The 13,336-nt window shown below is 37.6% G+C and carries 12 protein-coding genes; 5 read left to right on the top strand and 7 right to left on the bottom strand.

Going from position 1 to position 13,336, the window contains the following annotated elements:
- Positions 1–46: 46 nt before the first annotated feature.
- Entirely contained in the window at positions 47–1,012 is a 966-nt protein-coding gene (locus tag IRB79_RS14260) for a CgeB family protein (RefSeq protein ID WP_243503133.1), read from the bottom strand.
- Between the two features lie 410 nt (positions 1,013–1,422).
- Between IRB79_RS14260 and IRB79_RS14255 the strand changes: the two genes are divergently transcribed.
- Positions 1,423–2,178 (top strand): CsxC family protein, encoded by a 756-nt coding sequence (locus IRB79_RS14255; protein WP_243503132.1) that lies wholly within the window; start codon positions 1,423–1,425, stop codon positions 2,176–2,178.
- Between the two features lie 46 nt (positions 2,179–2,224).
- Here the strand turns inward: IRB79_RS14255 and IRB79_RS14250 are convergent, their stop codons facing one another.
- The 3 genes from IRB79_RS14250 to IRB79_RS14240 form a co-directional block, all read right to left on the bottom strand.
- Complete coding sequence (locus IRB79_RS14250) at positions 2,225–4,609, bottom strand: hypothetical protein (protein WP_243503131.1); 2,385 nt, start codon at positions 4,607–4,609, stop codon at positions 2,225–2,227.
- Between the two features lie 82 nt (positions 4,610–4,691).
- Positions 4,692–5,468: a CsxC family protein gene (locus tag IRB79_RS14245; protein WP_243503130.1), complete on the bottom strand. Its 777-nt coding sequence runs from the start codon at positions 5,466–5,468 to the stop codon at positions 4,692–4,694.
- Positions 5,469–5,759: 291 nt separating this feature from the next.
- Complete coding sequence (locus IRB79_RS14240; RefSeq protein ID WP_243503129.1) at positions 5,760–6,560, bottom strand: CsxC family protein; 801 nt, start codon at positions 6,558–6,560, stop codon at positions 5,760–5,762.
- Positions 6,561–6,741: 181 nt separating this feature from the next.
- On the opposite strand from IRB79_RS14240, the gene IRB79_RS14235 reads away from it, so the two are divergent.
- Positions 6,742–7,926 carry a ParM/StbA family protein gene (locus IRB79_RS14235; RefSeq protein ID WP_243503128.1) on the top strand — a complete coding sequence of 395 codons (1,185 nt, stop codon included), beginning with the start codon at positions 6,742–6,744 and terminating at the stop codon, positions 7,924–7,926.
- 11 nt (positions 7,927–7,937) lie between these two features.
- Positions 7,938–8,306 (top strand): hypothetical protein, encoded by a 369-nt coding sequence (locus tag IRB79_RS14230; protein ID WP_243503127.1) that lies wholly within the window; start codon positions 7,938–7,940, stop codon positions 8,304–8,306.
- A gap of 83 nt (positions 8,307–8,389) precedes the next feature.
- Here IRB79_RS14230 and IRB79_RS14225 read toward each other — a convergent pair whose 3' ends face one another.
- Together IRB79_RS14225 and trhA are read right to left on the bottom strand one after the other, a co-directional pair.
- Complete coding sequence (locus IRB79_RS14225; RefSeq protein ID WP_243503126.1) at positions 8,390–9,040, bottom strand: CotY/CotZ family spore coat protein; 651 nt, start codon at positions 9,038–9,040, stop codon at positions 8,390–8,392.
- A gap of 178 nt (positions 9,041–9,218) precedes the next feature.
- Positions 9,219–9,866 (bottom strand): PAQR family membrane homeostasis protein TrhA, encoded by a 648-nt coding sequence (gene trhA, locus IRB79_RS14220; protein WP_243503125.1) that lies wholly within the window; start codon positions 9,864–9,866, stop codon positions 9,219–9,221.
- A gap of 143 nt (positions 9,867–10,009) precedes the next feature.
- On the opposite strand from trhA, the gene IRB79_RS14215 reads away from it, so the two are divergent.
- Positions 10,010–10,576, top strand: coding sequence for a DUF1836 domain-containing protein (locus IRB79_RS14215; RefSeq protein WP_243503124.1), 567 nt, complete (start codon positions 10,010–10,012; stop codon positions 10,574–10,576).
- 434 nt (positions 10,577–11,010) lie between these two features.
- Here the strand turns inward: IRB79_RS14215 and IRB79_RS14210 are convergent, their stop codons facing one another.
- Entirely contained in the window at positions 11,011–11,841 is an 831-nt protein-coding gene (locus IRB79_RS14210) for an undecaprenyl-diphosphate phosphatase (RefSeq protein WP_243503123.1), read from the bottom strand.
- A gap of 357 nt (positions 11,842–12,198) precedes the next feature.
- Between IRB79_RS14210 and IRB79_RS14205 the strand changes: the two genes are divergently transcribed.
- Positions 12,199–13,260, top strand: coding sequence for a multicopper oxidase domain-containing protein (locus IRB79_RS14205; protein WP_243503122.1), 1,062 nt, complete (start codon positions 12,199–12,201; stop codon positions 13,258–13,260).
- Positions 13,261–13,336 lie beyond the last annotated feature (76 nt).

Genomic DNA, 13,336 nt, shown 5'->3' with positions numbered 1-13,336 from the left:
ACTCCTTTTGGCCGTAAAGATAAGAATTTATTTTTGTTTGTTCACGTTAAGATTTTCTAATTATAGAGAGCATTTGCTCTATACGGTGCTGAAAGGTATGATCTTTTAGTACACGGTTTCTGGCTTTATTTGCAATAGCCTTTCGTTCTGTATCTGCTTTTATATAATAATGAATCTTCTGGATTAGATCATCAATATTCCTAAATGCTACCATTTCTTCATTTTCAATAAAGTGTTTGGTTAAATCCTCTCTGAACTCTATAAGCTGAAATGCTCCGCAAGCTGCCACATCAAATGTACGATTATTAATGCTTTTCGCTGCGATTCCCAACTTATTCTTGTTTTGACGCAAATTTAACGGGCGATGAGAATTAAGCACGATTTTTGCTCCATTATAATAGTTTGCGACTGTTGGAGGTTCTGCCCATCCTTCATTGATTATTAAGTTATTATTTTTCCAATAACTGCGTAAATAGCGGCTCCAAAACCCTATAACACTTACCTTGTAAGTTGTTCTTTGCAAGATGAATTCGAGAAGCTGTATACGGTCAGGATATGGATAGCCAACGAAGCAAATATCACTTTTGAATTCTTCGGCAACCTTCTTGGGTTGAAAAACATCGGGATTTGCAGCAAGCGGCAAATGGAAAGCCTTCTTATGTCCTATCTTTTTGTAATATTCAAGAGCTGAGGTGTCAATTGTAAATAAATAATCAAAATCTTTCATGAGCCCGATGGAACGATCCATATTATAGGGATCTTCTGTAAGCCATATCGAAGTTTTAATTTCATATTGTTTGAGGATTTCCAGCATTATTTTTGGTATTTTGTACCCAACTAATGTTAAGGCCAGCTCAGGCTTAAATGTCTGTAAAATCGATTCCAGTTCTTTTACACCCTGACTAAAATAATAAAAAAACACTTTATGCTCTTTTATTAATTCATCTTGAATCCATGATTCAAACCAATCATAAATTCCTTTATATCCTGAAGTTATAAAAAGGATTCTCATATATAATCACCCAAATCTAATTGAAATGAAAAAATGCATTTTCTTTCAGAATTAAAATAAAATGAAGTGCCCTCCCGCTTTATCGGCATCGTTTTTAGTTATGGAACTTTAATTCTGCTTTTAATATATGTCGAAAAGCAATCATTGTGAGAATAGATGCAATCAGTGTCAATGACTGCCAATGATTGAAGCAGTAAGCAGAAAATCCTGCAGGAAATTAAAATTATATAGTAGGGTGTAAGGCATTAATTCTACAAAAAATGAAAAATAGACAGATACCTATCGGCACTAGTCCATTCCTTTTATAGGTTTAGACATATATATAAGTAAGTCAAAAATTTAAGTCCAATACTATTTTCGGTATTGCACTTAAAGTTATAGTTGACAAAAACTTACAAGGAGTGGAATATATGAAAAACAATACTGGCCATGGCTGTGGCTGCAATGATCATAAATCGTGCCCCCCAATGCCGGCAAGCCACGAAGTAAAGTCAAAGAGCACAGGCTGTGATATTGACACGTTTCTAATTGGCGGAACAGAAGAAACTGTTGTTTTGGCAGATGTGACAGTAGAAACATTAGTAGAAGCAGATATTCATTTGCCTACATTTGCAACTGATATTAAAAATATCAGAAAAAATGTCCATTTAACACAATGTAAAGCTACACCGGATTTTGCTGATCCTTTTAGAGTCAAACTATTTGTAGAAGGGTATGTGCACAAAAATATTCAATTTGTTGACGGTGGAAGCTGTGTAAGGGATTTTAGTGTAAATGTACCTTTTAGATGTTTTGACTTTGTTAATCTTATTAACCCTGTAGCCTTTCCTTTTGAGGATCCATTCAGCAGCAAAGACAGCGGCAATTTAGAAATCAGGGAGATTTCAAAGGATGGAATGAGTGCAGATCGCTGTAATTTCGGCTCCATCACTTTTGAAATCAATAATGAGCCGATTAAATGCAAATTGCTTGCCTCGCAAGTAGATCAGTGGGATATTCTGAGCGATTTTGATAACTGGGGACGTTTTAATAAAATTACTGAAAAAATGAATGTTGTGCTTTTCCTTAAATTGTCACAAAAACAGCAAGTTGCAGAACCATCTCCAAATGGCTCCAGCGCAGAGACTATTAACGATAAATTTAGAAGACTTACTCGCCGCAGATAAATGCGGAAAAGGGTGCCTTATTTTTAGGCACCCTTATAATAATGAATTATTTATTTGCTAAATTAAGATCCACGTATTGCTTCTGCAGTAAATCAATTTCCAGTATTGCTCTTCCCTGAATTTCGATTTCTGGTTTTTCATTTTCTATTATGTCATTGTGCCATACAAAATGAATACTTTGTAATTGGGCTTCTATTTTTTCAGAAAAATACTGAGCGGCTTCATAATGTGAAGTTATCCCATGATCGTCATCTGTCTTAAAGATATATTCCTTTTGGAAGCTCGCTATTGGCATTTGTGGAGGGTAGAGCCAATCCGCATCTGCCGTTTTATCCCATTTTACAGGTATTTTAATAGTATGAAGAGAACCACCAGCAGCATTATCTACATATTCAAGATCCGCTATAAGTGTTCCTTTTAAAAATATAACACTCGAAGGGAGAATAACATTCGTTTCCAGTGTTTGAATGGACCATTCCAATTTGGTGATGTTCTTAATTGGCAAATGGATAGGGAAGGCATCAAAAATATCTAATTCAATGTTCAGCTTTTCCACAAGAACGGGTACTTTCACAGTCGGCATAAAGACTTGTGGCAAGCATTTCTTAATGTGAGCTGCATGGCATGGATCTTCTTCGCTCGTCTCGTCAGGACAGAGTTTCCGATCAAAAACATCCTCAAGAGCAGTGGATTCGCCGGTACTTTCTGTAACTTCTGATGATGATTCTACATAATCCCCATAATAGGGTTCTGGATGAGAGGAAGATTCTTCAAGATCCAAAAAGAATTTTTCGCGTGAAGATGACTCTTCCTCATTTATACCCAGAAATTCTGCATTTTTTGGTTCCTCTAAAGCTGAATAACATGAACTATCCTGACAATCGGACTCCAGCTCGCATGAAGGCAGCTCACTATCTGCAAGACCGAGATCTTCAATCTCTGAAGATAATTCATCATTTTCAGAGTTAAGGATGCGAGAAAAACTTTCAAGCAAGTCTGATACCTTTTTGAGATTTTCATCAGATTCAGCAATCTTATTTTCGTTCTTCTTTTTTGACTCATGGGCTTTTTGGAAAAGACTCGAAAATGTTTCATGCACTTTTAAAGATTGTTCTATATCGTCATACCCCTGAAAACCTTGAAAATTATTATTCTCTGGATGTAAATTCTCTAATATTGAATAGGCTTTTTCCAATAGGGATGAGAATTCGCCTTTATATGGAGCCAAGTCATTATCTTCTGACACTCCCGATTCATCTGTCTCAAGAAACACTTCATCCTGCGATAAGTACAGGTCTTTTTCAGCTGGCTGAAGGCCGTCAAATGAGGATGTTTCTTCATTAGCATCAAGGGTGTTTACATGATTTATTTCTTTTGCAGCAGATGATTCCTCATCATCCTTTAGATAAGTGTCAAGAGAGTCATTTATCTCTGCAAAGGATTCTTCTTGTTCTGAATTCAAATCTGACATTATTGAAAAAACTTCATCCTGCTGCGAAGGGGGATGATTATATAGAGATCGAAGTACTTCCTCAGAGGAGGATTCATAGAGCATTGAGTAAAATTTTTCCACAAGGGGAAGTTCCTCCTCTGTAGGAGCAGCTAAGTAATCCTGCGACTCTGAACCCACTTCGCTGGTTAGTTTATTTTCAAAAAAAGATAATCTTTCAACGGCAGTATCTGAACTCTCCGATCTTCCTGCTTCTTTTCCTTGCAGCATCAAAAGAAATTCTTGCTCCAATAAGGAACTATTGTTAAGTTCTTTACTGTTTCCATTACTTTTATCAGCCATATATTCGAATGAATAAGAATGTGATTCCTCAATGGAGGGAGAATTCTCTTTTGGATTTTCATCATGAAAAAACTGATGTTCATTCAGCTCTAAATTTGAAAAAACTTCCTCAGCTCCTTCAGAAGCAGATATATCCTTTAAATAGAACTGAGTTCTTCCGGATGAACTTTGTTGAGGGAGTGTTGGAGACCAGGAAAGCATTGGAGAGAATGGATTCAGCATGTACGAGGCTCTGCCCTTTTTATCTATCCTCGATTTGTCTGATGAGTTCTTGTTCACTCCATTTTTTTGGTTCTTCTTTTCCTCAATAATTTCTTTATTCTTTGAAACTTTATTTTTGTTGGTTTCTATTGAATCTCTCGGTCTGCGAATTAACTGCTGTGCTTCTATCTTTGGAGGAGTCAATATTAAAGGTTTAGATCCACTTTTGCTTGATGAATTCCGAGGAGCAGATGTCCGCTCCCTGTTTTTCATCTCCTGGTTTTTCTGTGGACCATTAATCTTGAGATTATTTCTATTATCCCAGTTATTTCCCTGATCCTTCTGCGAAAAAAAGAGAGGATCAGGCTTATTGCCCCGTTCTTCTAATGAAGGAATTCTTTCATGGAAGCCGTAAATACGGTTATAAGCATCATTCATATTATTCATATTAAATGGAAGATATTGGTATATAAACCATTCTCTCCAATCCCCTCCTTACTTTGAGATTCCTGTAAGAATCTTAATCACAGCAATCGCAGCAATCATCATTGGTCGTCGAAGCTACACGTATCTGTTGTTTTTGGAGTACTTTAAGGTCAATATCAAGAACCATTTTCTCTTCTACTTTTGTAAAATATCCCTCTCCTAGGGGAGATGAGGTTGGCAGCGGCTCCCGATCAATTGCTTCATCCCATTCAATAATCTTACTCGAAATTAACTCACAGAAAGGCAATTCATTGTAAAATTGCTTGCTTTCCTGATGGAATTGGGAAAGATCATTTGACTGCAATTCATCTTTTTCAGGGAATCCTGAAGGGAGAGGCTGTGAAACCAGGAAATCAAATTCATTGCGTTTATTCGTCTTAGGCATAACAGGACAGGTTATAAACTTCTTAATCTCTGTTGTGCACTGAAATGGAATATCTGTCGTGAAAGAATGAATGTCGGAAGCAACAGATTTGGAAGTACTGGGTTCAATCTCCGGACTCGGACTTGCATATTGAATATTTTTCCTCACAAAACCTTTTATAAATAACTTGTTTGTAGGGAGCAGCAATCTGCATTGAGTTAATTTTACATGTTTTTTGATATCTTTAATTTCCAGCACTGGTTCTGGAAAGGTTATAACCGCATCCACATTTATTTGAAGTGTAAGTTCAGCCAGGACAACTGGAACCTTTGCAACTATTTTTCCAATAGATACCTGCGGATGGTGGTGTTCATGACTTTCACATTCACAATGAGTAGTTTTTACTTGGCATTCATGTTTTTTATGATCTTTATGTTTATCTGACATTTGGGATCCTCCTAAAATCAAGATATTGCATCCTATGCATGATAAACGTCCATGTTTGGGCGTTTACCCATGGGCATTTGCGGAATCGTTTTTTTTCCTATAAGTATTAATTTTTAAACTTTTAGAAGACTATGTATGTTTATCTATGTCATTTTTTTATATTGGGAATATAATATTTTGCAGGGCAATGTATTTAAAAAGGCAGTACCATGATTCCAGAAGGAATACATGATACTGCCTAAGGAATCCTATCGCCACTCGCCAAAGTTAGATGGATTCAGATTGGCCTGCCTAGAGCGGTGGAGTAGGAGGAGGAGCGACTGCAGTTACAGGCACTTGCTGATTTTGAAGGATTTTCACAGTGAACTCCAAGAACATTTTCTCTACAACTTCATGGAAAGCTCCTTCTTCAAATGGAGCATGACCTGGCAATTTTTCCCTATCAATAGCTTCATCCCATTCAATGATATTACTTGAAATTAATTCGCAAAAAGGAATCTGGTTGTAAAATTGTGTACTCACTTGGTGGAATTGGGAAAGATCACTGGACAGAAGGTGATCTTTTTCAGGAAACCCATGACCCAATTCTTGCTCCCTGAAAAAGTCAAATTCTTGTCGGGTGTTTACAAATGGGAGCTGTGGCGGTGTTAAAAACCTGTTACTCGGGATAGTAGTCACACACTCAAAAGGCACATCTACTGTTAAGGAACGCATTTCAGAAGAAACACAATGACCTGATGAATTAGGACACGGAGTTGCATATTGAATGTTTTTTCGAACGAAACCTTTTATAAATAATCTGAGGGTCGTAGCTTGAAATGGGTTAGAACCAGCAGCTATCCCAGGAAGCAGTAAACGGCATTGAATAATTTTAACTCTCTTTTTGATATCCTTAATTTCTAGTACAGGATCCGGAAATTTAATATTTGCCACCATATTAGTTCTTACAGCTATTTCAGCAAGTGTTACAGGGACTCTCAAAACTCTAGTGCCTACAGGTGTTGTTGGGGCTACAGGTACCGGTACATTTTCGCATTCGCCCATATGAGCAGATACATCTACATCAACACATTTTTTATCTTTGTTATTCATTAAATTTTTCCTCCCTTGATTTTAGGTTCATGTTATCCTATGCGGTTCTATGGTTATTTGCAGTAGTACAAACGTGGAAATTTGGCCAATTTTTCTATATTCGTCTAAAAAAAATTAAAAAAGTACGGGCACATTTGGACTCCTATCACGCATAGGATTCAGAAGGAGGAGTGAGAAATCTATGGAAAAACAAAATTTTCTTGCTGTAGATATTGGAAACAGCTGGTATAAAGCGTTAGCATCTGATAATGGAATTTTTTCAGAATATCAGCTGCCAAATGCTATCGCCCTGTTCGATGGAGAATTTTATGAAAAGCCATATGATGATGAGGATATAATCCTGGAAGAAAACCTCATTGTCGAAGTTAAAAGCCCGGCTGTGATTGATAAAAGGGAAATTTTTTATATCGGTAAAGGTGCAGCCAGACAAAGAGATGTTAGTTTAACTGGGTTCAACAACCAAAAGGTGGATGAGGATAGGACTTATTTGCTGTTATTTGGTCTGGCGGCCTACCACGCATCGCTTCAATTTCCGGAAGAAACAGATATAAATTATTCTATTGATCAATTAGCTGTTTCACTTCCAACAACTCAGTATAAAGAAAGAAAATCACGCTTAAGGGATAAGCTGGCAGGTACACATACAGTCATTTTCCATAAAGTGCCCGGAGTGCCCGAACCAAAAGAATTAACAGTTAAATTAGAAATTAAAGAAATCATTGTAGGGGCTGAAGGTGCTTGTGCATATCTGGGTTTGACAAGGGACCAGGAAACCCTGGAAATTAAAAATGAAGAGCTTGTCAAAGAATCGCAAAAAGGAATAATTATTGGGGATCTTGGGGGAGATTCAGTAGACTTTGTAGGAATTAAAAATAATAGGCCTGTTGCTTCAGTCGAGGGAGAACCATTTGGTATCAATCAATTTCTTGATAATATTATTCAAAGAGTCAGTAAAAAGGAATTGTTCAGGTTTGATTCCCGGGCCGAGCTGGAGGAAAAATTGGCTGCCGGACAGTCAGAATGGTATGTCGAGCCATTTGCCGGGGTAAGAAAAGATATTAGCAAATATATTATCCCTCAGTTAAAGTCCATGGCGATTAAATACCTTGAGCATTTTGATCGTGTGAGAAGCAGTTCAACCGAGATTAAAGGAGCTGTTCGGTATATTGCAGTAGGGGGAGCAGCGAAATTGGCCAGAAAACAAATCCAGGAAGCAGCTGTCAGATGGAGTGAAAGGGGCCGCCCAATTGAACTTATGTTCCCGGAAGACATGGAAAAGTTAAATGTTCAAGGATTAATGATCTTGGCTAAAATGAATCAGTTAAAGAAAGTACAAGGAAATCACGTAATTTCCACTAAAGGTTAGGGATGATGGAAATGTTCAGGACATATACTGACTATGTTAATAAGACTGCTCTTACTCTTCCTGACAAATTCATTGATGTGAGAACCGGCGAATCCATTGAGGTATTACCTAAGGTTCTGGAACAAATAGAATATCATTCAAACAATAGTACTCTTATCCATTTGGTTTTAACAGCTCTGAATAGCTATTTGCAGCCAAAGAGTATAAATAACGGCAACAGTTTACTCCTCGAAGAGATAAGAGAAATTAAAAGAATGATGCAAATGGGTTATCTCCCAAGAGGCAATGGTCAAATTGGAAAGGGACCAGCACAATTAAACGAAACATCCAACCTTGATTTGAATGAGGTAGAAGATGTATTAGAGGCATTTGGCGGCTAATCATTATAAGCTATGTAAAAAGGTGCACCATTATGGAAGGTACACCTTTTTTACTCTTTCCCAACATGCTGCTTTGTTCATGCTTATAAACGCACAGCAGGCAAGCACGTAACAGCACAGAAACAGGAAAGATCTACATTAATACATATACCAGTCCCTATTAGATCAGAGACATCCTCACAGTCAATTTGGCTGCATGGAGAACAGATACTCTTTTTGAAGAGATCTTTTGAACATTTTCCGGATTTGAAGGTTAATAGCTCAAGTACGGCACATTTACCATCGAGATCTTTAATTTTGAAAATAAACGATTCAATACATGCAAATTTCTTTTGCTTAGAATGGCTAAAGATGGTTACACCACTAGCTTTAAAAGGTTCAGCTTCTTCATTATAAAGAATGAAAGGAATGGTATTTTTCTTTGGCTTTTTAGATTCTCCCAAAAGCTCTTTTATAGATTCATTGCAAGATGTTTTACATTCATCATCACGCTTCGCTTTTTTCTGAGCGTTAAGAATAGCTGCTAAGACTTCTTTTACGCATACTTTATGATGTGTAGGGTGTTTGTGATGATCTTTTTTATCCTTATCATCTTTTTTACCCTTATCCTTCTCTTTCTTCTCCTTATCATGGCAGTCGTCACTGCTTTCTTCGTGCTTCCAGTCCCTATGTTTATCATCGTCATGGCAGCAGCTGCTTTCATCTTTATCGTCCAGATGACTATACTTAAACATCGATTCTCACTCCCTTTAAATAATTACTCAAAATTAGCATACGGAACACGGGTTGATTTTGAGTGAGAATCTCGCCTAATAATGGAGAAAAAATTTAAGAAAATAAACTATATTAAAACAAAGGCACTCTATAGATTGAGCAGGGTGCCAATTACATGCTTAATGAATAAATATGTGACTAAAGTACATACATGAACACACAAAGAAAGTGTGCCATGCTTCCCATCATAATGAAAATATGAAAAATCTCATGAAAACCCAAATGTTTGAACTCCAGGAATTTTGGTTTAATCGCATAAATCACTCCGCCGATCGTGTATAGGATGCCTCCAAGCAATAGAAGCATTACACCAGTATTACTTAAAGACTCAGAAAGAGGCGAAAAAGCAAAAACAATAATCCATCCCATTGCAATGTATAAGGCTGTTGACAGCCAGCGGGGACAGCTGAACCAGATTATTTTAAACAGAATCCCTGATAAAGCAACAGCAGAAACAATGGAAAACAGAACCCAGCCGGTCACACCATTTAAGGTAATAAGGCAAAAAGGTGTATAGGAACCTGCAATCAATACATAAATCATCGAATGATCAAGCTTTCTTAAAAAGGCAATGACTTTATCTTTGGCTATCACCATATGGTAGGTTGCTGATGCTGAATAGAGCAGCATCAAACTGATTCCAAAAATGGCAACAGCAGTAATGGCAAGCGGTGACGATGTTGTCAGTGAGGCTTTGATAACCATGGCAAGCAATCCGGCAAAGGATAAAATTGCTCCTGCCAAATGGGTCAGTCCATTTATGGGCTCCCGGATGTATGAATTCATAATATCTCCTCCTAATGTTCTCTTATGTAGTTTTAATAACTACTTAATATAATATATATAAAACGATATCTAGTCAATATTTACAACTTACGCTTTTTTAAGTAGAATTTATATAATAACAGGTGAGGATTTGAGGGATAAATATGGAAATGGAAAAACTCATTGCGGATAATCAGATTCAATTGGAAGATATTCCGCAGATAGATTTATATATGGATCAAGTGATCCAGCTATTTGAAAATACTTTTGGCAGTACGACGAGAAACGAAGAGGAAAAAGTGCTTACTAAGACAATGATAAATAACTATGCAAAAGGTAAATTGTTTTTTCCTGTCAAAAATAAAAAATATTCAAAGGAGCACCTTATTTTAATTGCTTTCATTTATCAGCTTAAAGGGGCTCTATCCATAAACGATATTAAAAGCCTATTAAATGGCGTCAACACTCGAACAGCAGAAGGAAAGATGGACCTGGACCATTTTTATCAGCTTTACCTCGATTTAACTAAACTTAATGCCGATGCATTTGTGAATGATCTGGAAAATCAGGCAGCCAGGACAGCAGAGGAAGCAAAAGAGCTAAATGAAGATCAGTCAGCTGAGCTTGAAAAAGTACTGCTGGCAACTTCACTGGTTCACATGAGCAACTTATACCGAAAAGCAGCTGAACGCATTGTCGACGATGTAAAAAATGAAGCGGATCAAAAATAGGAAGGAGGGAAACTCCATCAAAAAAAAAGAAAAACGAAAACCAGGGCTGCTGCGTGAAATCATGTACGAAATCCTGGATTCCATTGTGATCTCATTTCTTATTCGAATCATTCTGTGGATTCCGAGGATAATTTTCACCTTCTTTAAAAATTTGTTTTAATAATAAGCAATTGGTTCGACAGGAGAAAATGACATGACGCTCATAGAATCCGAACCAGTTTCGTCTTCGGACAAAAAAAGGGAAAATCCCTGTGCCAGAGTCCGAACCTGCCACAACTTCAGACAGATAAAGGAGAAACTCCCGTGCCAGAGTCCGAACCTGCCACGACTTCGGACAGAAAAAGGGAAAATCCCCGTGCCAGAGTCCGAACCACTGTCGTCTTCGGACTATAAACCAAAACAAAACCCGGGCTGTAAAGGCCCGGGTTCATTTTTTATAGGAATATGAAATATATAACCCCTGCAAGTACAATTCTGTAAATGGCAAAAGGAATAAGTTTAACTTTATTGATCATCTTCAAAAAGAAGCGGATTGAAATCAAGGCAAAAACAAATGCACTAATGAAGCCTGCAATAAAGAAAGGAAGCGCATCGACTGAAAAGTACTCGAGATTTTTTATTAATGATAGAAAACTCGCGCCAGCCATGATGGGCACAGCCATGATAAAAGTAAAATCAGCTGCAGCACGGTGTGACAGGCCAAGCAGCACGCCGCCTGAAATGGTTGAACCTGAACGTGAGAACCCGGGCCAAAGTGAGAAGCACTGAATCAATCCAATAGATAAAGCCTGTTTGTAAGTGATTTGATCAACTGAAACTGTTTTCGGGCTTTTGCCTCCAAAAATATCAGCAAAAATCATCAAAAATGCACCAATTACCAAACCAATCAATACCGTCTCAGTTGAAAACAGGTGTTCATCAATATAATCCTCAAACAAAACACCAAGAATCCCGGCAGGAATTAACCCGACAATCACTTGAGACAATTTCAGACGGCTTTGTTTTTCTTCAGTGTTTTTGCTCCTTCCCCCAAGACCGAGCATTTCAATGAACCGTTCTTTAAAAATAATCACAACCGCTAAAATGGAACCGAGCTGAATGACGACTTTAAAAGTATTAGCCTCATATTTTGATAAAAACTCTTTTGTATTGAGCCACATATCATCCACAATAATCATATGTCCTGTAGAGGACACAGGAGCAAACTCCGTCATTCCTTCAACAAATCCCAAGATAATTGCTTTTAGAATCATAATAAAATCCATCTTCTAATTAATTCTCCTTTTATTCCATCTGATGCAACTAAACTCCATTTAATGATTATAAACCATTTAAGATAGATAGGAACAATTTTTTACAAAGTAATATAGATGTAAAGTGTCTATTAATTAGCTGAAACGTGCTTATGGCGCCTGCATGATTGAAATACCAGGCGATTATAGCATAATAATCGCCGTTCAAAGTAATACCTCTTCTATCCTTTTTAACAGTAAAAAGTTGATCACTAATTCACAAACTTTTCACAGAATTTCAAAGTCTTGTGAGAAAAATCACCAAATTCAGTCCATATTTACCATATGATAAAAGCAGATAAACCAATCGATTATAGGGAGGAAATCAAGATGAAAAAAGGAGTAAAATATCTGCTTACTTCGGCTATAGGCATAGGGTTAATAACGGGATGCAGCCAGGGGGCAGCACCGGAAAGTTCCCTTCAGCCTGAGGAAAAGGTTCTGGCGGCAGAAACAGCTCAGCCCGAGGCTATCGCTCCGCATAAAGATTTAAATCAGGAACCCATTCCATTGAAAATTGATAGAGTCGGGCCGAATGAAGTAAATGTGGAAATGACATCCCAAATCACGGATATTGAAATCGACAAAGGAAAATTCTATAAAGCATGGACGTTTAATGGTGAAGCGCCAGGCCCTGTAGTTGTTGTCAATGAAGGGGATACAATCAATTTCACCTTAAAAAACATGGATCCGGCAATACCGCACAGCATGGACTTTCACGCTGTACACGCAGCTCCTTCAAAAGACTTCTCCAACGTTCAGCCAGATGAAACGGGAACATTCAGTTATCCTGCAAATAAACCAGGCGTGTTTATGTATCATTGCGGAACTTCACCGGTATTATCACATATAGCGAATGGAATGCACGGAACTATAATTGTAAAGCCTAAAGACGGCTATCCGACTGATAAAGAGATTGATAGAGAATATACAATTATTCAAAACGAATGGTATAAGTACAACGATCTGGAGGATTTTACAAACGGAGTTCCCAGTCATGTGGTTTTCTCCACAAAAGCTTTAAAAGAAGGAGACCCTAATACTAATGGGGATACGTTCACACTTAAGGATAATCCGCTTCTGGCTAAAGTAGGGGATAAAGTGAGGATTTATGTAAATAATGTAGGACCAAATGAAGTAAGCTCTTTCCATGTGGTTGGTACTGTGTTTGATGACGTATACATTGATGGCAACCCTTATAACCGCTATAAAGGTCTCCAAACGGTCATGCTCCCTGCAAGCGGCGGTGCAGTAGTGGAATTTACAGTTACCAAGGCAGGCAGCTATCCAATAGTTACTCATCAGTTTAATCATGCACAAAAAGGAGCCGTCGCCATCCTGAAGGTAACTGAAACCGGAGAAGACGACGGTAAGGCTACAATGAGCCATTAAAAATAAATAAAAACTCAACTTACAATAAATTATACAAGATACAAATTCAAAATGGAATCCTTTTTCTGGCGGTCTA

This window comes from Cytobacillus oceanisediminis (assembly GCF_022811925.1).
In the GTDB taxonomy this organism is placed as follows: Bacteria; Bacillota; Bacilli; order Bacillales; family Cytobacillaceae; genus Cytobacillus; species Cytobacillus oceanisediminis_D.
The sequence above is the reverse complement of the archived record's forward strand: the minus strand, read 5'-3'. Positions and strand labels throughout refer to the sequence as shown.